At 39.7% G+C, this 25,156-nt stretch carries 24 protein-coding genes; 11 read left to right on the top strand and 13 right to left on the bottom strand.

Annotation, left to right across the window (positions count from 1 at the left end; translation table 11 throughout):
• Window positions 1-13: 13 nt before the first annotated feature.
• Genes B4C48_RS12560 through B4C48_RS12540 form a run of 5 tightly spaced genes read right to left on the bottom strand, consistent with a single transcriptional unit; the run spans window position 14 to window position 7,355 of the window.
• Window positions 14-2,512: a glycosyltransferase family 4 protein gene (locus B4C48_RS12560; protein ID WP_291357021.1), complete on the bottom strand. Its 2,499-nt coding sequence runs from the start codon at window positions 2,510-2,512 to the stop codon at window positions 14-16.
• Window positions 2,496-3,923, bottom strand: coding sequence for a class I SAM-dependent methyltransferase (locus B4C48_RS12555; protein WP_291357019.1), 1,428 nt, complete (start codon window positions 3,921-3,923; stop codon window positions 2,496-2,498). The genes B4C48_RS12560 and B4C48_RS12555 overlap by 17 nt, the downstream gene beginning before the upstream one ends.
• Window positions 3,920-5,140, bottom strand: a complete 1,221-nt coding sequence (locus tag B4C48_RS12550) for an ABC transporter ATP-binding protein (protein ID WP_291357017.1) — start codon at window positions 5,138-5,140, stop codon at window positions 3,920-3,922. The genes B4C48_RS12555 and B4C48_RS12550 overlap by 4 nt, the downstream gene beginning before the upstream one ends.
• Entirely contained in the window at window positions 5,140-5,934 is a 795-nt protein-coding gene (locus tag B4C48_RS12545; RefSeq protein ID WP_291357015.1) for an ABC transporter permease, read from the bottom strand. The genes B4C48_RS12550 and B4C48_RS12545 overlap by 1 nt, the downstream gene beginning before the upstream one ends.
• Entirely contained in the window at window positions 5,934-7,355 is a 1,422-nt protein-coding gene (locus B4C48_RS12540) for a mannose-1-phosphate guanylyltransferase/mannose-6-phosphate isomerase (protein ID WP_291357013.1), read from the bottom strand. The genes B4C48_RS12545 and B4C48_RS12540 overlap by 1 nt, the downstream gene beginning before the upstream one ends.
• A gap of 333 nt (window positions 7,356-7,688) precedes the next feature.
• On the opposite strand from B4C48_RS12540, the gene dusA reads away from it, so the two are divergent.
• Window positions 7,689-8,708, top strand: coding sequence for a tRNA dihydrouridine(20/20a) synthase DusA (dusA, locus tag B4C48_RS12535; protein ID WP_291357011.1), 1,020 nt, complete (start codon window positions 7,689-7,691; stop codon window positions 8,706-8,708).
• Between the two features lie 189 nt (window positions 8,709-8,897).
• Here dusA and B4C48_RS12530 read toward each other — a convergent pair whose 3' ends face one another.
• Together B4C48_RS12530 and coaBC are read right to left on the bottom strand one after the other, a co-directional pair.
• Window positions 8,898-9,275: a cytochrome b562 gene (locus B4C48_RS12530; RefSeq protein WP_291357009.1), complete on the bottom strand. Its 378-nt coding sequence runs from the start codon at window positions 9,273-9,275 to the stop codon at window positions 8,898-8,900.
• 154 nt (window positions 9,276-9,429) lie between these two features.
• Window positions 9,430-10,695 carry a bifunctional phosphopantothenoylcysteine decarboxylase/phosphopantothenate--cysteine ligase CoaBC gene (gene coaBC / locus B4C48_RS12525; protein ID WP_291357007.1) on the bottom strand — a complete coding sequence of 422 codons (1,266 nt, stop codon included), beginning with the start codon at window positions 10,693-10,695 and terminating at the stop codon, window positions 9,430-9,432.
• Between the two features lie 113 nt (window positions 10,696-10,808).
• Between coaBC and radC the strand changes: the two genes are divergently transcribed.
• Both radC and B4C48_RS12515 read left to right on the top strand, forming a co-directional pair.
• Window positions 10,809-11,501, top strand: a complete 693-nt coding sequence (radC, locus tag B4C48_RS12520) for a RadC family protein (protein ID WP_291357005.1) — start codon at window positions 10,809-10,811, stop codon at window positions 11,499-11,501.
• 71 nt (window positions 11,502-11,572) lie between these two features.
• Entirely contained in the window at window positions 11,573-12,484 is a 912-nt protein-coding gene (locus tag B4C48_RS12515; protein WP_291357003.1) for a bestrophin family protein, read from the top strand.
• Between the two features lie 123 nt (window positions 12,485-12,607).
• Here B4C48_RS12515 and B4C48_RS12510 read toward each other — a convergent pair whose 3' ends face one another.
• Window positions 12,608-13,459 (bottom strand): PHP domain-containing protein, encoded by an 852-nt coding sequence (locus tag B4C48_RS12510; protein ID WP_291357001.1) that lies wholly within the window; start codon window positions 13,457-13,459, stop codon window positions 12,608-12,610.
• A gap of 45 nt (window positions 13,460-13,504) precedes the next feature.
• Between B4C48_RS12510 and B4C48_RS12505 the strand changes: the two genes are divergently transcribed.
• Genes B4C48_RS12505 through mnmC form a run of 4 tightly spaced genes read left to right on the top strand, consistent with a single transcriptional unit; the run spans window position 13,505 to window position 16,931 of the window.
• Complete coding sequence (locus B4C48_RS12505) at window positions 13,505-14,119, top strand: inner membrane-spanning protein YciB (RefSeq protein WP_291356999.1); 615 nt, start codon at window positions 13,505-13,507, stop codon at window positions 14,117-14,119.
• A gap of 26 nt (window positions 14,120-14,145) precedes the next feature.
• Window positions 14,146-14,448, top strand: a complete 303-nt coding sequence (locus tag B4C48_RS12500; protein WP_291356997.1) for a YciI family protein — start codon at window positions 14,146-14,148, stop codon at window positions 14,446-14,448.
• Window positions 14,449-14,452: 4 nt separating this feature from the next.
• The gene (locus tag B4C48_RS12495; RefSeq protein WP_291356995.1) at window positions 14,453-14,971 is read left to right on the top strand and encodes a hypothetical protein; all 519 of its coding nucleotides are present in this window, start codon (window positions 14,453-14,455) and stop codon (window positions 14,969-14,971) included.
• Between the two features lie 58 nt (window positions 14,972-15,029).
• Window positions 15,030-16,931: an FAD-dependent 5-carboxymethylaminomethyl-2-thiouridine(34) oxidoreductase MnmC gene (gene mnmC / locus B4C48_RS12490; RefSeq protein WP_291356992.1), complete on the top strand. Its 1,902-nt coding sequence runs from the start codon at window positions 15,030-15,032 to the stop codon at window positions 16,929-16,931.
• Window positions 16,932-17,148: 217 nt separating this feature from the next.
• Here the strand turns inward: mnmC and B4C48_RS12485 are convergent, their stop codons facing one another.
• A complete protein-coding gene (locus B4C48_RS12485; RefSeq protein ID WP_291356990.1) occupies window positions 17,149-17,463 on the bottom strand; it encodes a rhodanese-like domain-containing protein in 315 nt (104 codons plus the stop codon).
• A gap of 91 nt (window positions 17,464-17,554) precedes the next feature.
• Between B4C48_RS12485 and B4C48_RS12480 the strand changes: the two genes are divergently transcribed.
• Window positions 17,555-18,043 carry a YajQ family cyclic di-GMP-binding protein gene (locus tag B4C48_RS12480; protein WP_166171424.1) on the top strand — a complete coding sequence of 163 codons (489 nt, stop codon included), beginning with the start codon at window positions 17,555-17,557 and terminating at the stop codon, window positions 18,041-18,043.
• 31 nt (window positions 18,044-18,074) lie between these two features.
• Complete coding sequence (locus B4C48_RS12475; RefSeq protein ID WP_291356987.1) at window positions 18,075-18,575, top strand: DUF4442 domain-containing protein; 501 nt, start codon at window positions 18,075-18,077, stop codon at window positions 18,573-18,575.
• Between the two features lie 123 nt (window positions 18,576-18,698).
• Here the strand turns inward: B4C48_RS12475 and B4C48_RS12470 are convergent, their stop codons facing one another.
• From B4C48_RS12470 to B4C48_RS12460, 3 genes are read right to left on the bottom strand one after another with little or no spacing between them, the layout of a single operon-like run.
• Window positions 18,699-19,070, bottom strand: coding sequence for an acyl-CoA thioesterase (locus B4C48_RS12470; protein WP_414631515.1), 372 nt, complete (start codon window positions 19,068-19,070; stop codon window positions 18,699-18,701).
• A gap of 55 nt (window positions 19,071-19,125) precedes the next feature.
• Window positions 19,126-19,563 (bottom strand): thioredoxin TrxC, encoded by a 438-nt coding sequence (trxC, locus tag B4C48_RS12465; RefSeq protein WP_291356983.1) that lies wholly within the window; start codon window positions 19,561-19,563, stop codon window positions 19,126-19,128.
• A complete protein-coding gene (locus tag B4C48_RS12460; RefSeq protein WP_291356981.1) occupies window positions 19,563-20,459 on the bottom strand; it encodes an alpha/beta hydrolase in 897 nt (298 codons plus the stop codon). The genes trxC and B4C48_RS12460 overlap by 1 nt, the downstream gene beginning before the upstream one ends.
• A gap of 124 nt (window positions 20,460-20,583) precedes the next feature.
• Here B4C48_RS12460 and B4C48_RS12455 point away from each other — a divergent pair, with 124 nt between their 5' ends.
• On the top strand, window positions 20,584-20,919 hold the full coding sequence (locus B4C48_RS12455) for a TIGR01244 family sulfur transferase (protein WP_291356979.1): 336 nt from the start codon (window positions 20,584-20,586) through the stop codon (window positions 20,917-20,919).
• Between the two features lie 545 nt (window positions 20,920-21,464).
• Here the strand turns inward: B4C48_RS12455 and B4C48_RS12450 are convergent.
• Entirely contained in the window at window positions 21,465-23,486 is a 2,022-nt protein-coding gene (locus tag B4C48_RS12450) for an Ig-like domain-containing protein (protein WP_291356977.1), read from the bottom strand.
• 152 nt (window positions 23,487-23,638) lie between these two features.
• Here B4C48_RS12450 and B4C48_RS12445 point away from each other — a divergent pair, with 152 nt between their 5' ends.
• Window positions 23,639-25,015 carry a dihydrolipoyl dehydrogenase gene (locus B4C48_RS12445; protein ID WP_291357221.1) on the top strand — a complete coding sequence of 459 codons (1,377 nt, stop codon included), beginning with the start codon at window positions 23,639-23,641 and terminating at the stop codon, window positions 25,013-25,015.
• The last annotated feature ends 141 nt before the right edge of the window (window positions 25,016-25,156 follow it).

Here is a 25,156-nt window from a genome sequence, read left to right as displayed (position 1 = left end):
CGCAATATAAATATCAAGTTAAATCAAATGCTTTCATAAGTTGAACTGTACTTTGCTTCCATGTTAAAGCATTAATAGAAGAAGTTTTTGGATGGTTATTCTGTAGAAAAAGTTCAATCCAATTCTCTATAAAGGTGGCTAATTCCCTATCATGAGTACAATTAAAATAAGCTGCTTGACTCCCTGCAACCTCTCGAAATACAGGAATATCTCTGGCGATTATGGGAATATTGTATTTTGCTGCTTCAATAAGTGGAAGACCAAATCCTTCGCCTACACTTGCAGCTATTAGACACGTTGAAGAGTTGTATACCAAATTCAAATATTCATCACTTATTCCTTGTAACCAAAATAATCTTTTTCCAAGTTGTTTATGATTTCTTATCTTGTTGATAACCTTCTCATTGCGCCAACCTTCTTTCCCCACAATAACAAGCACTTTGTCAGAGTCAGGCTGAGACCAAAAAATGTCAAAAGCATCTAATACTAAATCATGCCCTTTGCGTGGCTCAACAGTACCTACCATTAAAAATGACTTTGAATTTTTTATTTTTTCTAATACATAATTTGAATCATTCGGGAGCCCTGTAGATGGTATCGAACTATCTATATCAGCCCCAAGATAAAAATGTCTGATTTTAAGAAATCGATTTGGCTCAGTTACATTATCGTTAATCCATTCTTTTAATTTTGTCGCAACATCTTGAGAGATACATAGGGCATAATCTGCGAGTGCAACAACTTTAAGCCATTCTATGAACTCATTAGATAGGTCAGGTACAAAAAATTCTGGGAACTGAACTGGCAACAAGTCATAAACCACTACACCGACAACTACTCCACGTATCTGTAGTTCATTTAATATTGGTTTTTTGGCAATAAAACTGCCGGGATGAAGATCGAGAATTAAAATATGATCACCAGGGAAAAAATGTACAATTGACTCTCTAAGAGAAGATTCTTCAACAGGATGCAGTTTTCCATTTATATTTAAAGAATGATAAAAATAATGATGTCCACTATAAGAAAAAATTGGTTCAACAGAATAATTACTAAATTCGTTAGTCGATAATTCATGCAGTATGGCTCTTACCACACGTTGTATACCTGTGGCATGATCAAAATGAATTAAACAACTAATATCTATATAAATCTTATTTTTAACACTTGGGTGATTTGCACCGATAGATTTACTTATTACTCTGATTTCCCTGTCATTCAAATGATAAGTTTTGATTAACTCTCCTGCTTCTTTAATAATTAGATCTTCTTCATCTATTTTTTGATCTTTAATTTTTCTATTTAAATAAAGATCTTCAAACTTTTCTAAAATTAAGCCAGCAGATTTGTCCCAAGAAAACTTTTCAAGCTGTTTTTTTTCCTGTTCAATCAATAAAGAACGATAATTTTTATCAATAATAATTTTATTAAGTTTTCCTGCTAATTCATCAATATCAAATGGATCAAATAGGGCCTCTGGACAACCCACTACTTCAGGTAAACTCGAAGAATTTGCAGCCAAAACTGGGGCAGCGCATGCTATTGCTTCTAATGGAGGTAATCCGAAGCCTTCACTATAGGAGGGAAAAACAAATGCAGCACATTTATTATATAGTATAGAAATATGTTCATCTGGTGCGTAACCTAAGAATATTAAACATTGTCTAGGTATTAAATATTTCTCTGCAATTTTTCTAAAATGTTCTTCTGCCTGCTGGATATCCTTTCCTACCATAACAAGGGGATAGGAATTCTGATGGTTAGGACTAAGTTTTGAATAAGCCTTAAGTAAGGAACTTAAATTTTTATGATCATCAGCCCCTCCCACATATAGAAAAAACTTTTCATCATTAAGGGACGCTATAACATCTTTAACAGAACATGACTTATGAAAAAAAACATCTGATCTATAAGAATTTGCAGCAACTACAACATCATCTGGATCAATATAAAGACGGTTACATATTTCTTGTTTAGAATAATTAGAAACAGTTAAAATTAAGTCTGATTTTTTTGTTTGATCAATCTTTTCTAAATACCAACCTCGAATAGAACTGCTGAGATATTTATCTTCATAGATCAGTGGTATTACGTCATGTAAGGTTGTACATATAATCATGTCACTATGATATCTGCCTATACTCGTAGCAGCATTCTCGTTCCATCCTTCTTGAAAATTAGGAATCCACAACACATCAGGATTAAGCTTACAAATACACCATTCTCTGATTAATTCTGCAACGGCTCTATGTGCAGGATTACCTGAAATCCCACTTATATCGTCAAAATGTTGCAGCCAGAACTTAATATTTTCAGGCGGAACTGAGGCACCAAAAATATCATAAATTTCAGCTTTACTAGATCCGAGTGATGAATTTGCAAGTAAAATTAGCTCATGTTTATCTTTAGTTAATTTAGCCAGTGCTTTAACAATTTCTACAACATATCGGCCAACACCTCTTTGACCTGAGGCCTCACTTTGGGCACATTGCACATCAACAACAATCCGCATTATCGGCTCCTTTTTCATTAATAACTTTCTTAAGTTTTTTATTTATTTCAGATTCATAAGGAGTCAAAATTATAGTTTCATTGCTGTTTAAGCTAATGCCCTCTACTTTTGTATTGAAAGTTAGATTTCCTTTTGCCGAAAACTGAACAAGACGTTGATGTAATCGAGGAAATTTCTTGGTAATTGATATGATTCCAGAACGTAGGTATGGTTTATTTGAAACAAAATTAATGCTAGATCTGATCAGTAGATATAATACTTTTTTACTCATATCATAGGATCTAATACGATGAGTAGTTTCAAATATTTCACCCGATATAACCTTTTTTATAAATCTTAAAGGACGGGTTATTCTCCAAGACGTACTTTGGTGTAGATCTAAAACTCTTCCATGCCAATAGCCTATTTGTGAGTGTAATTCCTGCTGAGTTAGTTCGAAACTAGCGATCTCCTGCTGTAGCTTGCTTAGCTCTAACTCTAAATTATGAGCATTATTTTCTGTTAAATGGCTAATATATTTTAACTGATTTTCAATATTATCTACTTGTCGGGCTTTTACTTCAGCTTGATGTACCTTATTTTCTGTTAAATGGATAATATGTTTTAACTGATTTTCAATATTATCTACTTGTCGGGCTTTTACTTCAGCTTGATGTACCTTATCTAAAAAAGCCGTATCATAACGTTCAGCTAAAGTATTTAGTTGTAAACCATATTCTTGATTAAATGCATGATCAAATAGCTCCAGTATTTCAGTTGAAGCCGTCTTTTGTGCTATCACCGCATAGTCAGGACTTACACCTTCAAATACATCATTTAATGTAGGTGATAATTTCCCTACAAGTTCTTTAGATTCTTGTAATCTCATGATTTTTGTACGGGAAAAACCATAATACTCTGGCAAAAAAGAAAGTAGTTGGGGGGGGATTGGTCTTTGGTGAGTTGGATCTAAATAAAAAAATTTAGTGGCAACAGCAATACTTTCAGGATTCGGAGTTTCCATAATCAATAAGCCACCTGGTTTCAATACGCGTAGCGCTTCTGAAACTAATGTACGTAACTGATCAAAAGAGATGTGCTCTACAACGTGAAAAGCTGAAACTATAGTTTGGCTTTCATCAGGAAGTGCTGAAAGATATTCAGTAGCATCTCCTTTCTGAGCAGGAAGATTTCGATCAACACAGCCTTGAAGCATTTCCTCATCTTGATCTACACCTTGAGGTAAAAAGTCTTCCTGTAGGAGTAATTCAAGCCACTCACCTCTCCCACAACCTAAATCAGTCGCTGGTGCTACTGGATAGATTTCCTTCAAAGGTGAAATAAAAGGAAGATATGCCCGTAGGCGTGAGATAATTAACTCACTTGGTCCCCGATATTTTTCCTCAAAAGCCCTATAAAAATTATCGCTCACTGAGAATGCTCCACAGTAGATGGTAACCAGGCTACCCCAACAAAATTTTCTTTATCTATATTAAGAACATTAAAAACGAGCGCCAAGTCTCGCCATTCGTAATTCTTATTTATATGGGTGTCATCAGCATGTAAAGCAATTGCAACTGAATAAGTACCTGGCCCCAAATTAGCAGCAAACTGAAAGGTAAAATTCACTACAGCACCCTTTTTTACTGCTTTTATTTTATGTTTCAGATGATGTGTATTTGTACCAAAGATGGACTGGCCCAGCCTGTCTTTAATCATATAACCAAGAACAAGTTCGGGAATATCGTTAACAGCTCTTACCACAACTTTTAATTTAACTTGTTGACCAACATTTATAAATTCAACTCGCTGATCCTGTTCATTGAGCAGCATCACCTCATCTACTGTCGCTTCGCCTGTACCTGAAATAGTTTGCAATTTCCCGTCATTAGAAACGTGTTGTCTTACAGTCTGATTTTCTCTTTCAGCCAACAAAGCATTGTAATAGTCCATGACTGCTTCTGGCTCACCTTCCATTTCGATTCGGCCTTGACTTAATAAAATAGCGCGGTCGCAAATGCTTTGAATGGCTTGTTTATCATGGCTAACGATTAATAATGTAGTGCCTTGTTTACGGAACTCTCGAATCCGTTCAAAACTTTTATGCTGAAAATATGCATCACCAACTGAAAGTGCTTCATCTACAATTAACACATCAGGTCTAATTGCAGTTGCTACACTAAACGCCAGACGCATTTGCATACCGCTACTATATACCCGTACAGGTTGGTCAATATAGTCACCAATTTCAGCAAATGCTTCTATATCTGGCATCAACCGATCTATATCTGCACTGGTCATTCCCAATAACTGCCCAGCCATATAGGCATTTTGACGACCGCTAAAGTCAGGATGAAATCCCATCCCCAACTCGAGCATTGCTGCGATTCGACCCTCTATTTGGACACTGCCTGTTGTGGACTGCGTGGTGCCAGTAATGAGTTTTAGTAATGTACTTTTTCCCGCCCCATTTATCCCAATGATGCCTACTGCCTCACCTGGTTGAACGGTAAAATTAATATTTTGCAATACCCATTTAAGTTCATGATATTTAGCCTTGCCAGGTGTAAACCACTCCCGCAAACGCATCCATCTATTGGAATATTGCTTATATGCTTTACCCAAATTAGTAACTGTAATTGTGCCCATTAAAGCTCATCCACCATTTCACCAACATGTTTACGAAACAAGCTTAAGCCTAAGGCACACAGCCCTAAACCCAATATCAATGGATAAACAAGAGTTATAAAATCAGGCATTTGACCAGAAACTAAAACCCCCTGATATGCTTGGATAATTGGATACATTGGATTTATTACTATTATGGATTTTATGGATTCTGGTAAAATAGCGACTGGATAAACAATAGGTGTTAACCAGAACCAAAATTGTAAAAAAATTCCAAAAAACTGACCGACATCTCGAAAAAAGACATTGAGCACGCCTAAAGTCATGCCCAGGCCTATTGAGAATATAAGTTGAACCAGTAGTATAGGAATAATCGAAAAAATCGCCCAACTTGGCCAAAAGCCAACAATAATTAGAAAAATCAAAAATAAAGAAAAAATAATAGCAAAATTCACGCTGGCATTCAGCACAGTAATAATGGGTAAACACATGCGTGGAAAACTAATTTTTTTCAATAAATTAGCATTCTCTAAAAAAATATTTTGACCGCGACCCACAATTTCAGCAAACAATCCCCAGGTCAGCACGCCTGCACATAAATAAATACTATATGCAAAGCCACTTTCAATACCGGGTAATTTAGCCTTCATCACCTGAGAGAAAATTACTGTATAGACTACAATCATGGCTAATGGGTTTAGAAAAGTCCATGCTCCTCCCAATAAGGAATTGCGGTATTTACTTTGAAATTCCCGCTTGACACTTCCATAGATAAAACCACGATATCCCCATAAAGGTTTTAAAAAGCCAATCATTAAACGCGTCCATAATTATCTTGAAAACGGACGATATCATCTTCACCCAAATACTCACCGCTTTGTACTTCAATCATCACTAAATCAAGTACGCCTGGGTTTTCCAAGCGGTGTTGATGGCCGGCCGGGATATAAGTGGATTCATTGGTATTAACAAAAAAGTCACGCTCTCCATTGAGCACTTTAGCCATACCACTGACCACGATCCAGTGTTCACTGCGATGATGATGCATTTGCAGACTTAAGCTTGCGCCGGGTTTCACTTCAATACGTTTAATTTTAAAACGGGCACCCTCTTCCAGAACAGTATATGTGCCCCATGGACGAACCACTGTGTTATGAAGTTTATAAGCTTCATGATTTTGCGCTTTAAGTGCGTTATACAAAATCTTAACGTCTTGAACCCGTGATTTATCTGTCACCAGCAAAGCATCAGGAGTATCAACAATCACCAGATTATCTACCCCAATTGCCCCAATTAGTCTTCCTGTACCATTATTATGAATATAGCTATTCTGAACATCGTGAAGAATTGCCTCACCAATGACGGTATTACCCGCTTCATCATGTTCGCCCAAGCGATCCATCGCAGTCCAGGAACCAATATCATCCCAACCGATATCACAAGGAATCACCGCTACATTGGAAGATTTCTCCATGACAGCGTAATCAATTGAAATATCAGGCACAGCTGCAAATAAAGTCTTATTCAATTCAATTTGCTTACGATTATCACCTTGTATGGTCTGAGAAGATTCCAGACAAGTACGCACAGATTCCACAACCTCTGGACAATGCTCCATCATTTCACGAATTAACGTTCCAGCAGAGAAGCAAAATATGCCTGCATTCCAATAAAAACGACCAGAAGTGACATATTCCTGTGCTAATTCTAGAGATGGTTTTTCTACAAAGCGCTTAACATTATTTCCATCAGCCTCGATATAGCCATATCCAGTTTCTGGTGCATTCGGAGTAATACCAAAAGTCACCAGCTTATCTTCACTTGCAAGAGTAATTGCCTGATTTACGGCCTCTGAAAATGCAGAATAATTATTGATCAAGTGATCGGCAGCGAGCACTAATAGCAGAGCTTCCTCACCATGGTTTTGTATGACATGTAAAGCAGCCAAAGTTACAGCCGCTGCAGTATTACGACCAAAAGGTTCCAAAATAAAACTGGTTGGTATTTCAGTTTTATTCACCTCTATATAGTCATCTAATGTTTTAAACTGTAATTCCCTATTCGTCACAGTTAAAATCTCGGTTACCGCTGGCAATGAAACTCCACGTAGAAAAGCTTTTTGCAACAAACTTTCACCATCCGTTAAACGAATAAATGGTTTGGTATGTTGCTCACGAGATATCGGCCAGAGTCGGGAACCGGATCCACCACAAAGAATTGTTGGTATTAATTTCATAAATCTAAGTCTGAAGAAATTTATTAAGTTTTTTGATGTAACTTTTTGATTTTTTTCTAAATGATAAAATCATTTAAATTTACCCAAAGCAATGCTAACTGAATAAATCTATTCATTCAAGACAAACTCATACTTCAGTCGTATACAGAAAAATAAAACTGTTCAGGATTTATGCAGAAATTCTATTTCAATACAAATAATAAGTACTTTTACCTGTCCTCATCTTCTTAACATAATTTATTCTGAAATGAATCAATCCCTCAAGATGGTCGATTTTTTTGCTAAACCCCGTATAATTTGCTGTCTTGTTGTTCGTGTAATCAGGTCTACTTTATGTCTAATCTCCAGTCCCTAACTCCTCGCATTTCGGTCGCGCCGATGATGGATTGGACTACCCGTGACTATCGTTTTTTTGCTCGCCTGTTTAATCCGAATATCATCATGTACACCGAAATGGTGACGACTGGTGCCATTCTGTTTGGTGGTGCGAATCGCCATTTAGACTATAACAACGAAGAACATCCGATTGTGCTGCAACTCGGTGGATCGAATCCGAAAGACCTCGCGACTTGTACTAAAATGGCCCAAGACTGGGGCTATGACGAAGTCAACTTAAATGTCGGCTGCCCAAGTGACCGCGTACAAAACAATAAAATTGGCGCATGCTTAATGGCAGAACCTGACTTGGTAGCAGAATGTATTGCTGAAATGCGTAATGCGGTGGATATACCTGTTACGGTCAAACATCGTATCGGTATTGATGACATGCAGTCGTACGAAGAAATGCTGCATTTTGTCGATACTATAGCCCAAACCGGTTGTGACAATTTTATCGTGCATGCACGTATTGCCCTGCTTCAAGGCCTATCGCCTAAAGAAAACCGCGATGTTCCGCCTTTACGTTATGAAGATGTTTACCGTTTAAAACGCGAACGTCCAAATCTGCTCATTGAAATTAACGGTGGCGTTAAAACTCTGGCTGAAACACAAGAGCATTTAAAACATGTCGATGGCGTGATGATTGGGCGCGAAGCTTATCACAATCCATATTTACTGGCTGAACTTGGACAAATCTGGAATCTAGAAGCCCCTGACCGTTTTGATATTATGGCGCAAATGATGCCATATATTGCCAAACGCATGCAGGAAGGCGCTCCGCTTTCGATTATTACCCGCCATATTTTAGGTTTATTCCAGAATTTGCCGGGTGCACGAAAATGGCGTCAGGCATTAAGTGGCGGTAATGCCAAAACCTTAAAAGATGTCGAAATCGCATTAATTAATATTCAGGAAGCGATACAACGTACTGAAGAATACGTGAAAGAAAATCAGTCAAATCTGGCTGCAAATTAATTGCCAGCAATCTAATAAAAAAACAATGCCAGCTCATTCAAAAGTAGGCTGGCATTTTTATTTTCATTTTTCAGGCTGTTGGCTGTAGCATGATTTGCACAGTTCAGAGGATAGTGACTAAAAAGTAGGAAATGAGCTTAATTTAGCTTTTTACCACGCTTTACCCTGAACGGTGAAATGTGCATTAAATCAGTGATGGTTATAAACTGCATGCCCCTGATCTTTCACTAGAGCAATTTTTTTACCTTCCACTTTGGCCTGATCTAATTGACCCGCTTGAACCAATATTCTGGTTTTATCAATGTCTGCCACCAGCTGATCAAATAAAGCATCTGAGCTCGGTGCTTTCTCATCATGAGCTTTTAATTTCACTTTTTTTGCATCTAAAGCCGCAGCCTTCATATTATCCAGTGCTTGCAGTGCATCGTTCGGATTCTCCGCCTTATTAAATATTTTAAAGTTTTTCGCAAGCGTGCTCATACTCTGCCCAAGCTCACCGGCAAAACTCAGGCTACTGAACGACAAAGCAACTGAAAGCAGCGCTGTAATTAAGGTTTTTTTAATCATGTGGATGTCCTTTTAAAGATTTATTTCAAAAATTAGGGCTATTGTTATTATTTACTTATTCTTCAAATTTGAATTTAAAGCTTTAAACATAGCGCACCTTGCATAAAAAATGCAACGGATTCGCTGCATTTTTTATCAATCAAGTCAGTTAGTTTTAAACCGGTTGCATGTCATGATGCAAAGCATCATGAATCGCTTCCACCAACTGTTGGGCAATTTCCTGTTTCGATGCTTTTTCTAGATCGCGCTGCTGCATCTGATACTGCTCGGCAAAGAACACAATCATGGCATTCTCATCCGAGGCAAAACCAATATCTGGACGTGAAACATCATTACAGGCAATCATATCCAGTTTTTTCGCCACCAGTTTGCCCGCTGCATATTCTTCAACATTACGTGTTTCGGCAGCAAATCCCACCATAAATGGACGTTTTTGTTGTTGGGCAATGGTTGCGACAATATCCGGATTTTTAATTAAAGCCACATTTAGCTCATCGCCGGATTTTTTGATTTTATGTTCGGCAACTTCAGCCACACGGTAATCCGCCACTGCAGCCGTGGCAATAAAGATATCACAGCCTTTATCCAGCTGATCCATACTGTGTTCCAGCATCTGCATTGCAGATTGCACATTGATACGGCGTACCCCATTTGGCGTATCCAGACTCACCGGACCTGCAATCAAAGTGACCTTCGCACCAGCTGCATAACACGCCGCAGCCAAGGCAAAGCCCATCTTGCCGGTACTATGGTTAGAAATATAACGCACAGGATCAATCGCTTCACGCGTTGGACCCGCAGTAATCACCACATGCTTACCAGCCAGCATGCCAAATTTTTCCGCAATCGCACGCTGTGCTTTATGAAAGTATTCGGTGACTTGACGGGCTAAATCTTCCGGTTCAGGCATACGTCCTAAACCGACATCGCCACAGGCCTGTGATCCGGCATCCGGCATAATCACATGCACGCCATCTTCCACAAGGGTATTTAAATTACGCTGCGTGGCTTTGGCTGCCCACATTTGCTGATTCATGGCTGGGGCTACCCAAACCGGTGCTTTGGTTGCCAGATATAAAGTACTAAGTAAATCATCGGCCAGACCCGCAGCAAATTTTGCCAGCGTGTCGCAACTTGCAGGCGCAACCAGCAATAAATCGGCCCAGCGTGCCAGTTCGATATGCCCCATGCCCGCTTCAGCTTCAGGATTGAGTAATTCAGTATGCACCGGATTTCCCGACAAAGCCTGGAAAGTCAACGGCGTTATAAATGCTTGCGCACCTTGCGTCATCACCACACGGACATTAAAGCCGGCATCTTTTAAACGACGGACCAAAATGGCACTTTTATATGCCGCAATACCACCAGTTACCGCTAAAACAATGTTTTTATTTGGAATCACACTCAAGTCGAAGCTCACGAACAGGCTACCTTTCTGTTGCAGTGGCGCTCACAATAGCATTAAATAAAGTCATACCCAAGTCAGCAACTTGCGGTAATGACCATTACTAATAACAAAAAAGTCTAAAAACAATGAATTTATCGATTAAACACTGGCCTGAACAGGAACGTCCACGCGAAAGGCTGATTTTACAAGGGGCCGCTAGCCTGTCGGATGCGGAACTGCTGGCCATCTTTTTACGCTCAGGCTCTAAGCAACATTCTGCGGTGGAACTGTCCCGAATGCTATTGCAGCATTTTGGTGGGCTCAACCCTATTTTTGATGCCGAGCTTCAGGATTTAAGCCAGTTTCATGGTATTGGGGCAAGTAAATATGCCCAACTGATTGCGGTAAGGGAGCTGGGACGACGTTATATTTCCGCCCATTTAAAGCAGGAAAAAATTGAATTAAGCAATTCAAAAATATTACTGGATTTTTTAAAATTCGAATTACTGGGTGAAACGCAGGAAGTTTTTGCCGTGCTTTGCCTCGATGCCCATTTAAGAAAAATAAGCTTTAAAAAAATGTTCTATGGCTCGTTAAATTCGTGTGAAATTTCTACAAATCAGTTGCTGCGCTATGCGATCAATCAACATGCCAGTAGCATCGTGATTGCACATAATCATCCCTTTGGTCTGGGCCTTCCTTCGCAAGCCGATATCGAATTAACCCAGAATATTGCAACGGTCTGTGACTTATTAGAAATCCGTCTGATTGACCATTGTATTATTTCCCCGGAAGGGAGTTATTCTTTTGCTGAACATGGGCTTATTCAGCCTCAATAAAAATGTAACAATTATTGACAAAAGCCGTGCCAACACTGAAGATCAACAAAAATTTTGATGATACTAATAACATGATTGTTCGTGATCAACCTAGTGTATTCAAGCTGCTCTTTTCCTGGCGCGGGACCATTCTGCCCAAGGTTTTGCCGCCTTTAGGTGTGGTCATGCTGATCTCCTCAGTGATTGGCGGGCTGTCTTATATTGGTTACTTTCATTTTCCAGAACTTCCACTGGTGGGTTTTACTTTAATTGGGGTCGTCCTGTCGATTTTTCTGGGCTTTAAAAACACCGCCTGTTATGACCGCTGGTGGGAAGCCCGTAAACTCTGGGGCATGCTGATAGCCAATGCGCGACATTTTGACCGTGACTGTCGTATGTTCAGCCAAGGTCGCCGTGAACGCATCATCCAGCACGTAATTGTGTTTGCCAATGTCTTGCGTGATCGTTTACGTCATCAAACAGCCAATCCCCTGGCTCTGGTGGAAACCAGCGGCATGAGCCAACAGGCCATAACCCAGCTGTATCAGCAAGCCAATGCACCGCAATATACTTTAAGCCTGATTCAATGGGAGCTAATGCAGGCACTTAAAGAGGGTGAAATTTCCGATATTATTTATACCCAGATGAATCAGCATGTGACCGAATTGAGCCTGGTGCAAACCGGTTGTGACCGTATTGCCACCACACCTTTACCCTTTGCTTATTCGGTTTTGCTGAACCGTACCGTGTATTTTTTCTGTTTTATGTTGCCTTTTAGTCTAGGCGCAACCTTAGGTCTGGCGACGCCTTTAATGGTCGGTATTTTGGCTTATACTTTTTTAGGCTTAGATGCCTTAAGTTCAGAAATTGAAGAGCCGTTTGGTACACAAAGTAATGACTTACCTTTAGATTCAATGGTACGGACTATCGAGATTGAACTGCTAGGAACTTTAGGTAAACCGACTCCGCCACCGATTCAGGCACAAGATCATAATCTTTTATAAAAATCTCTCCTTGCGCAGTAGTGCTGCCCACCCTTTTAAAAGGAAGGAGTCTCCTCTCCTTTTAGGAGATGAAAATTCTCAGAATATATTCTGAATTCGCAAGGGAGAGGTTAAAAATATTAATCAACGAAAACTCTCCCAAACGCCCACTTGCCCTTCTTTAACACGCGGGATATTGCCCAGTTTAATCCACGGCATATTGTCACCATGGAAGTCACTGCCTACCGACACTTTAAGTCCAAACTGCTCAATCATCCGATCGACCATCTGCCGGGTTGAAGCTGGTTCAATGGCAGGAGGAAGCTCTACTGCATCTCCACCAAACTGGGCAAATATTTCAATCAGATAACGAATATTAGTTGCTGATAAATCATATTTAGTCGGATGCGCAAGTACGGCGAAACCTTGGCTCTCATGAATGACCTGAATGGTTTCTTGCAAACCCAAGCCATCAAATTTCACATAGGCTTTTTTGCCTTCTTTAATATATTTATCAAAGGCCTGTTGTGGACGACTCACATAAGCTTTTTCGACTAGGGTTTTAGCAATATGGGTGCGTGTCACTCGGTCAGGAATGTTATCCACTTTGGCAATCACATCGGCATAAATATCTTCACCAATTAGAGGAACGAGTAAATCGCAGATCTGTTTGGCACGAATCGCCCGAATCTGTTTTTGCTGTTCCAGCAAGACAAGTAAAGGTTGCGGATTTTGCATATTCAATGCAACCACATGTACAGCATAGTTTTTTTTCGTTGCCGGACGTGACCATTGGCTGGAAATTTCCACTCCGGAAATAATATGCAGCGGCAAATCCTGTGCAATCTTTTCAGCTAATTTTAAGCCATCCATGCTATCGTGGTCCGTCAGCGCAAGGGTATGAATACCTTTTTCTACGGCCGCATGCACAAGTTGTTCTGGAGACAAAGTTCCATCAGAAATATTACTATGTGTATGTAAATCTACGCCTTGCATAACTTATACTATGTCATTTATTTGATCAGATTTAGATACTCTAACATGAAAGCACTTTTAGACTTTGTGCCCCTCATTATTTTCTTTTATTTATATAAAACTGTTGATCCAAAAGATACCGATCATCCGCTATTACATTTGATCGGTTCGGCAGGGGGTGTAGATAATAATAACATTTTGGTGGCTACCGCAGGTCTGATCATCTCAATGCTGGTGGTTTATGGTGTGTTATTTGTCACCCAAAAATTCCGCCTGGATAAACAACAATGGATTGTGCTGTTTATGACCGTCATTTTTGGTGGTATCACCTTGATGCTGAGCGATGATTTTTATATCCGGCTAAAAGCAGCTCTTTTAAATATTGTTTTTGCAGGTGCTTTCCTGCTTTCGCCTTATTTTACCAAAGACAAAAATCCACTGATTCAGCGTTTATTTGGCCCTATTTTCAATTTAACCGCAAAAGGCTGGAAAAATTTGAATTTCGCCTGGGCGGGAATGTTTGTCTTCATGTCGTTCTTGCATGTTTTCTTCGCATTTTTATTTGCTGGCGGAAAATATTGGGGCGAATTTACTGCATTTGGTGACATGATTGTGATGTTTTCCTTTATCATTATTCAGTTTATTGTCTTGCGCAAATATTTTAAGTCGCCTGAAGCCTAATTCAGGTCAACTGATCGAGAAAAAATATGCCTTTATTCGTTGTAACCTGTACCGATAACGAAGGTACAGTCGAAAAACGCCTAGCTACACGTCCAAAACATCTGGAACGCCTGCAAAAATTAAATGATGAGGGTCGTTTGATTGTGGCAGGTGCAATGCCTAAAGATCCTGGTAATCCACAAGCAGGTTTTTATGGCAGCACGATTATTGTTGACTTTGAAAACCGCGAGTCGTTAGATGCATGGCTGCAAGATGAACCTTTCCTAAAAGAAGGCATCTATGGTCATATTGATGTGAAACCTTTTAATAAAGCTTTCCCTCAAGGATAAAATCATGCGTGTTGTAGTTTCAAGCTTATTGGGTTTCGCTTTCATCTGTTCAACAGCTTGGGCAGTGGAACCTACCCCTGCTCCAACACCCGCTGTAGCGCCTGCTGCTCAAGCAACGATTGCAACACCTCCACCACAGACTAGACTTCAAACTTTAGCTGCAAATAAACCTGGTACTGTTCCTGCTGCTAGTCTGGATGCCAACGGTTTACCGCAAGAAGCCAAGCCCCTAACCGCAGAACAAATTGCCAAGAATAAAGCAGTGCAAGATGCCAAAGTGAAGGCTCTGGTCAAAGATCAGGCTACGCGTTTACAGCAATTGGAAAAAGCCAATTTAGATGCCTTGTCACAGAACCAGGAACTGCAATTAAAAAATGACAGTTTGGGCGTTCAGGTGCAAGTATTGCAAAGTGAACGTAGTGCACAGATGTTTTTATACGGTGCAGCAACGATTGCCGTTGGTGTCCTGCTCGGATTTCTAATTGCAAGTTATGTCTATACCAAACGTCGTCGTCAGTGGTAATGGCTACATTTACGGCTTCATTTCGTTTTTACCGATGAATTTAAAGGTTACTTAGGTTTTGTCTCATCCTATCCAAACTGCCGATCTGGATTGGCAACACGTCGATGGCATTGATGTTCCCGTTTCCAAACAGTTTGGCGATGTCTACTTCTCTAAAGATAATGGCCTGCTTGAAACACGACATGTGTTTTTAAATGGCAATGATTTATCGACCCGCTTGGCAAACCTGAATGACTTTGAATATTTTTGTGTTGGTGAGACCGGTTTTGGTACCGGGTTAAATATTCTAGCCTTATGGCAGCTTTGGCAGCAAGTCCGTCCAGATAATCATAGCCATCTGCATGCCATTTCAGTCGAGAAATTTCCACTCAGCAAAACTGACCTGATTCGCGCTTTAAATGCCTGGCCGGAACTCAAGCCTTTAGCTGATCAACTGATTGCACAGTACCCAATGCCGATTGCCGGCTGTCACCGTTTATCTTTCCCTGATGAGCGTTTTAGCCTGGATTTATGGCTAGGTGATGCCCATGATGTCTTTCCTGTTATGGAAAAAACAGTAACAGTCAACGCATGGTTTCTAGATGGCTTTGCCCCATCCTGTAATCCGGATATGTGGGAAGAAAATGTTTTAAACAACATTGTGCGTTTATCCGATTTCGGCAGCACTTTTGCTTCGTTCAGTGTGGCTGGTGTACTGAAACGTGGGTTAAAAAATCACGGTATTTCTATTTCACGTCCGCGTGGTTTTAGACATAAACGGGAAATGCTCAAAGCCATCTGGAATGCACCTGAAAAACAGTCTGAATCGTCTAATGATTTAGATGCCACTGAAAAAAAAACTGAGCTACGCGCCGCGATTTTTAAACAGCGCCAGATAGCGATTATTGGCGCAGGAATCGCAGGTTTAAGCTGTGCCTGGGCATTTGCTCAGCGTGGCCATCAAGTGATGATCTATGACCAGTCAGCTCCTCTTTCTGGAGGTTCCGGCAATCCTTTAGCTTTGCTGAATCCCAAGCTGTGTCCGATTGAACAAAGTGCAGATCATTTAATGACTCTGGCCTGGCAGCATGCCATAAATCATTATGCAAAATTTAAAGCATTTCGCCCGATTCAGGTCAGCCAGCTAGCCCTGAAAAATGCTGATGAATTACTCAAGCTGGCAGAGCAATATCCGGAAAACATTCTTCAAGCCGAACAGGCAATGGATAGTTCCCTCACCACTTCCTATCCAAACCTGAATTTATTGCAGGCTGGTGCAGTTTTACCGCATCAATTACGTGATCAAATTTTAGAACATCCTCTGATTCAATATAAGCAGGCGGAAGTTTCCGAAATCAAACCAGCGGCTTTAGTAAATGTGTTTTCCAGTTCACAGCAATTATTGGGTGAGTTTGATCACGTCATAGTCTGTGCTGCGCGCAATAGCCAAAATTTCTTTGAGCATTTTCCTGTTTTAAAACCAATTCGCGGTCAAGTCAGCTGGTTAAACAACTCTGCACTGCCTTTAGATGCCAACCAAGCCTATAGTTATGGCGGCTATTGCATGCAGCTCGATGCCGATCACCTTATTTTAGGCGCATCTTTTTATCCAAACCGGGCTGATGATGAAGTCCTGGCGGAAGATCATGTGCATAACTATGAACTAATTCACAGCGTTTTTCCTGAATATGCCAAAACTTTGCCACCGCTTGAAACTTGCCAAGGCCGTGCTTCAGTACGTGCACAAACTCAGGATTATTTTCCTGTCGTGGGGTGGCTACAAGAAGATCAGCAGATTTACACACTGACGGGATTGGGTTCGAAAGGATTTTTATTTGCACCGCTGTGCAGTGAAGTTTTGGCTGCTCAGGTGTTGGGTGAAGCCTGTCCTGTTTCATCGAATTTACTGAAAAAACTCAGTGCTAGACGTTTCGAAAAGAAAGTGAAAGCAAAGAAACCTTATTTTAAGCCTCAAATTTAATCCCTCCCGACCTCCCTTTGAAAAAGGGAGGCGTTTCTTTCTCCTGAGCAAATTTTAAAGCACTGCTTTAAAACGCAGCGCAAGTGAGGACTAGGGTGAGGGTTTTATTTTATTGTGAAAATATTTTACCTCTCCCTGCCCCCTCTCCTAAAAGGAGAGGAAAAAATATTACCCCCAATAAAAAAGCGCCTTTCGGCGCTTTTTTTCACAAGATGATTTATGCACCTTGTTCTAGTGACATGCCTGCATCACGAGCAGCGCGAGTGCCACCCATCAGAATGACATATTCACGTGAGCTATCAAGACCCTCTAACTTCTCAGCTGCACGTGGAGCCTTACTACCACCACCGCATAAAATATAAATAGGCTGATCCGACTCCACCTGAGTTAAGCTGTCTGCACTCAAGCCATCAATGGGCTGATTAACAGCACCTTTCACATGACCTTCAGCAAAGGCTTTTGTATCACGAACATCCCAGATAATTGCATTTTCTGGGAACTCAAATGTTGTAATTTCTTGTTTACGGATCATTGCGCACTCCTTTGATGTAAACAACACTTGGCAAATGAAGAAAACATCCCTAGCATCTCAGATATTCTTTCCCTTTGTAAAGGTCTAAACCATGCCTTCTTTCGATATTGTATCTGAATTAGAAATTTTTGAAGTAAATCATGCTGTTCAAAACACGCAAAAAGAAATTGCAACCCGTTTTGACTTCCGTGGACAAGACGTTTCTATTGAACTGAATGAAAAAAACAAGGAAATCAAAATCAGTACCGAAAGCGATTTCCAATGTGAACAAGTTTATAGCATGCTGGAAAATCACTTCTTTAAACGTAAAGTGGATATTCAAGCGCTTGACCCGCAAAAAATGACCGCTTCTGGCAAAAATGTGATTCAGGTGATCAAGCTTAAAGATGGCCTTGACTCCGATACCGCAAAAAAAATTAATAAAGCCATTAAAGAAAGCGGTGTGAAAGTGCAATCCTCTATTCAAGGCGACAAGATTCGTGTGACTGATAAAAAGCGCGATACTTTGCAACAAGTGATGGCATTTTTAAAAGAACAACAATTTGGTGTGCCTTTACAGTTCAATAATTTCAAAGACTAATACTGTGATGTAATCACAGTCGAGGAACCGCATGACACCGACCAATCGCTTATCAAAACTGGTAAAAGCAACGGCTAAATTACCGCAAGGTATCCGCAGCAGACTGTGGAGCAAAGTGTTTGGTCGTGTCGTGCCAATGGTCGGTAGTGCCAATATTCGCTACATGGAAGTCAGTCATAGCAAAGTGGTGGTCAAGATTGAAAACCATCGGGCCATGCAAAACCATATTGGCCAGGTTCATGCCTGTGCGATGGCATTGATTGCTGAAACCGCCACAGGTTTTGTCACCGGGATGAATGTTCCGGACTCCTGTGTTGTTTTAATCAAAAGCTTTAAAATTGATTTTAAACGTCCATCCAAAGGTGCAATGGTTGCAACCGCGACCTTGACCGATGAGCAGCAGAAATTAATGCAGAGCACTGAGAAAGGCGAAACACTGGTAACTGTCCAGGTAACGGATGAATCGGGGGAACAACCCATTCAATGTGAAATGCTTTGGGCCTGGATTTCTAAGTCACAGTTAAACAACTAATATGGTTTTGCTGATGCTTGCTTATCACTAAACATGAATCATTCTAAGTACTCTGCAAGACCATGCTAAAAAAATGAACTGATAAAAAAGCCCAATCAAGATTGGGCTTTTTCACACTTGCAATTATTTCTCTTGCTGGGAAGCTAAATATTTTTGTTTGACATCTTCAGGAATCTGACGCTTTCCACCTTTTACGTCTACCGCAACAAAGGTAAATACCCCTTCTGTCACGCGAACCGGTTCACGAGAACTGTCGTGGCTATCCCATACTTCAATCTGCATTTGAATTGAGGTATTACCCACTTTTAAAATTTTGGTATAACAACTAATCACATCACCGACTTTTACGGGAACCAAAAAAGTCATCTGATTAATTGAAATGGTTGCACAGCGTCCTTTACTAAAACGCTCTGCGTGAATTGCACCTGCCAAATCCATTTGTGAAACGATCCATCCACCAAAAACATCACCACTCCAGTTGGTATCTGCTGGCATTGCAATTGTTTGGAGGGAAAGCGTTCCTTCCGGTTTTACATGAATATCTGACACGTTAACTCCCAGTATTGGCATTTAAATGTTGATCCAGCCACTGTTGTAGCTCTGTAGATCGTAGCGCGCCGCTTATTCTACCAATTTCATTGGTTTTATTCATCAAAACCAGGGTAGGAATACTACGCACATTAAATGCACCACTGAGTCGAGGTGATTCTTCGGTATTAATTTTCGCAAAAATCACTCGCGGATTCTGTTTGGCGACCTGTTCAAAATGAGGTGCCATCATCTTGCAAGGACCACACCATTCCGCCCACAAATCAATTAGTACAGGTAATTCACTATGGGTAACGAAGTTACTAAAATTGTGCTCATTCAATTCAATTGGCGCCAGTGGAATAAGTGCATGCTGACACTGACCACAGTTTGGGTTGGCTTCCAGTTTATCTTCAGGTACTCGGTTTCTGGCACCACACGCAGGACATACAATAATCATTAGCTTACTCCAATATGTTGGTGTAAAAATTCTAATTGGGTTGATATGGCTTTTTCAAACCATTGACCATGATAGATATCAAAATGCTGCATATCCCATTCATGGTATTGTACATAAGGTGCAATATTGGTCGCTGTTTCACGGCTCGATTCAATCGGAATCAAGCTATCCTGTTTGGAGGCAATAAATAAAACAGGCACACTGATTTTACGCACATCCTGAATAGGACGATAACGGATTAGATTGAAAAAGACGCGTGCAGGAATCTCGCCACTCCAGTAATAATCTGGATGAATAAGGGAGAGATATCCCTCATAACTATCTGCTGTCGGTATAAAGCATAAGCCTTTTTTACTCACAACAGGTAATGTTTTTGGTGACATCCCCACTTTTGCCCCCATATAGTCCTGACTGGATATCTTGAGTGCTTTCGGCAATTGCTGTAAAGGATAAAGCTTGGCGCTTTCTGTACCATCTACAAAGGGTACTTGCACCATCACCGCTTGGACATTTTTTAATTCTGCCGCTAAATTTAAGGCATAGCCGCCACTTAAAGAGGTTCCCCAGAGTACAATACGCCGTGAATCAATTGATTTGCGCTCTACTACATGCGCAATCATAGTTCGCCAATCTTCCAATTGAGATTGAATCGAGACCAGCTCACGTGGACGACCGGTGCTTCCGCCCCAATAACGATAATCAAACAGTACAACGGCATAACCCGCCTGAGCAAAACGCTTGGCATATTGAACCAGTTTAAATTGACGTAAAGCTGCTAAACCGTGTGCCATAATAATCACAGCAGGTTTATGCTCGGTTTTGGGACGATAAAAATCCGCAGCAATGACCTCTTGCCCACTATTTACATAGAGTGGTTCAACCGTATAGGAATGCATACGCGCTCCAGTGCGTTATTTTATGATTGTAATTGCTTATAAAAATTTCAACAGATTAAACTCAAGTTTCAGCTTAATGCTATCATAAAGCATATATCTATAGAGCAAATTATGGAGTGACAAAATGAGTGAAAATGTCGGCTTTGCAGGTCAAATTAGCCCAGAACAGGTAACACAAGTTGTTGAAAAAGGGTTTAAATCCATTATCAACAATCGTCCAGATATGGAAGGTGGTCCAGAGCAGCCTACAAGTGCACAAATTGAAGAAGCTGCACGTAATGCAGGCTTAGACTATGTTTTTCAACCCGTGGTTGCAGGTCAAATTACTGAAGTCGATGTGCGTACATTTGCCAATCACTTTAATGAGTTGCCAAAACCGGTTTTGATGTTCTGTCGTACCGGTAATCGCTCAAACAATTTATTCCAACTGGCAAAACAAATGGATTTATTGGATGACTAAGCACGTTGCTGAGCGTGCTTTTTCAGTTTCATTTTGACCTTTAATACCAAGTTATTCGTATAAATTATTAATTTAATCATTAGCTTAATCTTTGTTATGGGTGTTATTGGTCAAATGACAAAAAATAAATGAAACTTCTTAAGATTTTAAATTTATCATCCCATTCCGGTTGTTGATACATCCATTTGGCTTGATTCAATCAATTCAGGCATATTGCTGAACAATCTCATATCAGCGGTATTTATCAACCTATTTAATATAATAATATTTTAAAACAGACCAGGTGGAATTTACAAAATATGATTATGAGCTTCAAAAACCTATATGAATGATAGATCGAAGTGATATATGCCCTTGCCTATTCTTTAATGAAGCAAAAATTAGGATTATTCTATGAATAAAATTATTCTTTTATTTCTTATTTCATGTGTAATTGTTGGATGTCATTCAATGAATGTTCGACCTAAGGTTGGGGTGAGTGTAGGAACTTCGATTTAAAAATATAAAGCAAAAAAACAGCGCCGAAGCGCTGTTTTTATTTATGTCTATTTAATTTCTAGGAAAGACTTTTGAATCTTGCCGTTTGGCACACTTGAAATAACATTAACATCATCTCCAGCAACACAACCTTTTAAACGGACTGAGTAACTCACCAACTCATTTCCAGAATTTGCAAAAGTACTTGGTGTTAATAAACCCATTACATTTGGTACGGTAATATTACCAGCCCTAATGTCCGCTTCGCATGATAAGTTGTTTGAGTCAGTATTATCCTTAACTTCTACGGAAATTTGGGTTCCAGACGGCATTGGCACCGTTTTTTGCGTATTGCCAAAAACTTGGAAACTAAAATTACCCGAACCACTAGAAATTAATCCATTACTTTCAAAACCGTTATTCCAAACATAGGTTGGCGTATCATGTGCAAAAGCAAATAAAATTTGCTGACGTAAAACACCACTTAAATTATCATCACAAGTATTTGGAATATTTGGCTGTGTAATAGATGATGCTGCACATTGCAAAGCACCGGCCGCTTTTTTGTAGAGGAACTCACCTACGGTATAAAGCGTGTTTTCATCATCATCTCTGAAGAAATCACCAATATTGCTGGTTAAAGTATCGGTACCCACTGTATATAAATTATCGCCATTATTATCGTTATAACTCTTATCTCCTTCAAGATAAGCTAAAACAGTTACTCGGTTATCTAAAGGTCTTGGACTCTGTGTAGTTAAAGTGACTGAACAAACACCGTTCTCATCCGTCATACAGTTGGAATCAACTTTGCCGCCTTCACTAACAAAACTGATCACTGTATCTTTTGGTACGGGGTTACCTGTACGGTCAACTAAACGGGCCACAATAGTTGCTACATCACCATCGATATCTGTACGCAAAGATTGTTTAGAGACAGAAAGGCTTACGCCTTTTTGGGTGACACGGCCAGAGGAAACCTTAACCCCTCTAGAAACTGCAGAGATATTTGGTGAGGACACCAACGTCGCTTTAATCTCTACAGGACCCGGAATATCGCCGGGATATAAATTAACAAGAATTTTTCCGTTAGAGTCACTTTTTACAACTTGTGGATCACGGTTATTGAGCGACACAAAATTTAGATCAATTGGCGCTTTTTCCAATGACAGCTGAACTTCTTTATTCTTCGCAGGAACACCATTAGCATAAAGAGTAAATTCAATAGATCCTGAGGCTGCTGAGCCACTGCTCTTTATACCAAGATTGACATCAGAAGTTGTTGTATATACCAAAGAATCGGCTTGAACTGCGGCAATATTAACCGTAGTTGCTGTAGATGAAGAACTGCTTGGTGAAGATGCTGTAATCACAGCTGAGTTTTCACATAAATTACCATTCGACGCAATCGCTTTATACGAAGTAATAACATCGCCCTGATTTGATGAAATTACAGATGCTGGCTCAAAAGTACCACAACTTGCAGTAAAGTTAACCGTTACATTGTTTTGAGTAGCAGCATCTCGATTTAAGGTCTTTAAAGTAATATTCGTTGACGCACCAGATGAAAGACTTGTATTTGCTGCAGCTAAATTCGATAGAACGACATTTAAAGGTTGCAAAGTAAATATCACATCTTTAGCAGTAGCTGTATTATTATCATATTCAGCACTTGCTGAAATTTTATATGCACCGGTGCTACTTGCATCTATAGGTTTTACAGAAATGCTTGCTTCACCATTCGCATTTGTCACTACAGCATTGTTTGAAGTGCCAAAAACGACCCCGCCAGTAGAAGCAAATGTTACCAAAGCTCCACTAACCCCATTTCCAGACTGATCTGTAACTTTAACATTTGCAATTACACCTTCCCCTGTAATAACTGAGGTCACATTCCCGCTTAAGTCTTTTAGCTGAATTGTGCCTATATTCAGTGATTGAACAGCTTCACCTGTATTTGGATTGGTAGTAGGACTAGTGCTTGAACCAGACTGCTGATTAAAATATCCCTCACTCCCTCCTCCACCACAACTTGCAAGTAAAACAGCCAAAGCAACTGTTGATAGTTTCAATCCAACATTTTTACTCATTAAAAATCCCCAAAATCCCTATAAAAATAGTGTTGTCATTTAATTTATATTGATTGATATGTAATCATAGTTAGTAGTTTATGTAAACAAAAGCATGATAAATGTTTTACCGTGTTAACCTAAAAAAATATAAAAATGAGAGCTGTCTCACAATGTATGACATTATTATTATCGGTGCAGGTACAGCAGGTATTGCTGCATATAAAGAAGCCATTAAATACACCCAGAATATTCTAATTATTAATGAAGGCTCATGGGATACAACCTGTGCCCGTGTCGGCTGTATGCCAAGTAAAGTTCTTATTGCTGCTGCAAATCGTATGCATGATATTCAAACTTCTGACAAAGTAGGTCTTTCTGTTGCACCAGAAATTGATACATCACAAGTCATGCAACATGTGCGTATACTCCGAGATCATTTTACTCATGCCACACTTAAAGATGTAAATAGCTGGCCAACAGAACATAAAGTTTTAGGACAGGCACAATTCATTAATTCCAATACGGTGGCCGTAAATGGAAAAGAATATCAAGCAAAAAGCTTTATCGTTGCTGTAGGCTCTACCCCAACTTTTGATGCACAATGGAAAAAACAACTTGGTAATCGTCTCATCACTTCAGATCAGATTTTTGAACTAGAAAAACTACCTAAATCTTTAGCGGTCATTGGTAGCGGAGTGATCGCTATTGAACTAGCACAAGCCATGCAAAGATTAGGCGTTAAAACCACTGTTTTCGCACGTAGTCGCAAAGTGGGTGCCCTAAGCAGCCCAACTTTACAAAAGTTAGCCCAAGAGGAAATCAGTAAAAATTTAAATATTAAATTCGAAACATTACCGACTAAAGTTCAGCTTGGCACTCAAGGAGTTATGATTCACTTTCAGGAAAATGATCAGCCGCAACAACTAAATGCAGAATATCTTCTCGTTGCAACGGGCCGAAAAAGTTATTTAGATACACTTCAGCTCGTAAATATCGATAATACATTTACAGACCATAAAAAACTTCCTATCGACAATCAAACTAAACAAGTTGGTAATTATCCCATTTTTATTGCAGGTGATGCATATACCAATACTCCAATTCAGCATGAAACAGCTCATGAAGGACGTGGTGCAGTGCATAATTGCTTAAATTATCCAAAAATTGAGAATTTAAAGACACTTACGCCCTTAAGCATTGTGTTTAGCTCACCTGAAATGGCCACGGTTGGAAAAAATTTCAAACAGCTAATAGATGCAAAAATTGATTTTGTTACAGGTATTGTTTCCTATGAAAAGCAAGGACGTGCTTTAATTCTTGGTCGAAATGCAGGTGCTATAGAAGTGTATGTAGATAAAACTTCTCGTAAACTATTAGGTGCTGAATTTTTAGTGGAATCTGCAGAACATATGGCTCATTTGCTGGCTTGGATGATTTCAGAAGAGCTAACCATTGATGATATTTTGAAAAAACCGTTCTATCATCCTACTTTAGAAGAAGGCTTAAGAACCGCTCTAAAGCATGCACGACAACAATTAATAAATTAATAATCAATACGAAAACGCCTCGACAGGATGTTGGGGCTTTTTTATGTCTACATATATAGCATTTTTTATTCTTGGTTTTTAAATTTCTTTTTCCCACGCATAAAAAAACACCCCCTTCTATTGAAGGGGGTGTTTTGAATA

This window comes from Acinetobacter sp. UBA3106, assembly GCA_002365595.1.
GTDB lineage: Bacteria > Pseudomonadota > Gammaproteobacteria > Pseudomonadales > Moraxellaceae > Acinetobacter.
The sequence above is the reverse complement of the archived record's forward strand: the minus strand, read 5'-3'. Positions and strand labels throughout refer to the sequence as shown.

Excerpts from the sequence above, each read along its gene's own strand:
- B4C48_RS12560 (WP_291357021.1), bottom strand. The coding sequence starts at position 2,512 with ATGCGGATTGTTGTTGATGTGCAATGTGCCCAAAGTGAGGCCTCAGGT.
- B4C48_RS12550 (WP_291357017.1), bottom strand. The coding sequence starts at position 5,140 with ATGGGCACAATTACAGTTACTAATTTGGGTAAAGCATATAAGCAATAT.
- B4C48_RS12545 (WP_291357015.1), bottom strand. The coding sequence starts at position 5,934 with ATGATTGGCTTTTTAAAACCTTTATGGGGATATCGTGGTTTTATCTAT.
- B4C48_RS12540 (WP_291357013.1), bottom strand. The coding sequence starts at position 7,355 with ATGAAATTAATACCAACAATTCTTTGTGGTGGATCCGGTTCCCGACTC.
- dusA (WP_291357011.1), top strand. The coding sequence starts at position 7,689 with ATGTCTAATCTCCAGTCCCTAACTCCTCGCATTTCGGTCGCGCCGATG.
- B4C48_RS12530 (WP_291357009.1), bottom strand. The coding sequence starts at position 9,275 with ATGATTAAAAAAACCTTAATTACAGCGCTGCTTTCAGTTGCTTTGTCG.
- radC (WP_291357005.1), top strand. The coding sequence starts at position 10,809 with ATGAATTTATCGATTAAACACTGGCCTGAACAGGAACGTCCACGCGAA.
- B4C48_RS12515 (WP_291357003.1), top strand. The coding sequence starts at position 11,573 with ATGATTGTTCGTGATCAACCTAGTGTATTCAAGCTGCTCTTTTCCTGG.
- B4C48_RS12510 (WP_291357001.1), bottom strand. The coding sequence starts at position 13,459 with ATGCAAGGCGTAGATTTACATACACATAGTAATATTTCTGATGGAACT.
- B4C48_RS12505 (WP_291356999.1), top strand. The coding sequence starts at position 13,505 with ATGAAAGCACTTTTAGACTTTGTGCCCCTCATTATTTTCTTTTATTTA.
- B4C48_RS12500 (WP_291356997.1), top strand. The coding sequence starts at position 14,146 with ATGCCTTTATTCGTTGTAACCTGTACCGATAACGAAGGTACAGTCGAA.
- B4C48_RS12495 (WP_291356995.1), top strand. The coding sequence starts at position 14,453 with ATGCGTGTTGTAGTTTCAAGCTTATTGGGTTTCGCTTTCATCTGTTCA.
- B4C48_RS12485 (WP_291356990.1), bottom strand. The coding sequence starts at position 17,463 with ATGATCCGTAAACAAGAAATTACAACATTTGAGTTCCCAGAAAATGCA.
- B4C48_RS12480 (WP_166171424.1), top strand. The coding sequence starts at position 17,555 with ATGCCTTCTTTCGATATTGTATCTGAATTAGAAATTTTTGAAGTAAAT.
- B4C48_RS12475 (WP_291356987.1), top strand. The coding sequence starts at position 18,075 with ATGACACCGACCAATCGCTTATCAAAACTGGTAAAAGCAACGGCTAAA.
- B4C48_RS12470 (WP_414631515.1), bottom strand. The coding sequence starts at position 19,070 with ATGCCAGCAGATACCAACTGGAGTGGTGATGTTTTTGGTGGATGGATC.
- trxC (WP_291356983.1), bottom strand. The coding sequence starts at position 19,563 with ATGATTATTGTATGTCCTGCGTGTGGTGCCAGAAACCGAGTACCTGAA.
- B4C48_RS12460 (WP_291356981.1), bottom strand. The coding sequence starts at position 20,459 with ATGCATTCCTATACGGTTGAACCACTCTATGTAAATAGTGGGCAAGAG.
- B4C48_RS12455 (WP_291356979.1), top strand. The coding sequence starts at position 20,584 with ATGAGTGAAAATGTCGGCTTTGCAGGTCAAATTAGCCCAGAACAGGTA.
- B4C48_RS12450 (WP_291356977.1), bottom strand. The coding sequence starts at position 23,486 with ATGAGTAAAAATGTTGGATTGAAACTATCAACAGTTGCTTTGGCTGTT.
- B4C48_RS12445 (WP_291357221.1), top strand. The coding sequence starts at position 23,639 with ATGTATGACATTATTATTATCGGTGCAGGTACAGCAGGTATTGCTGCA.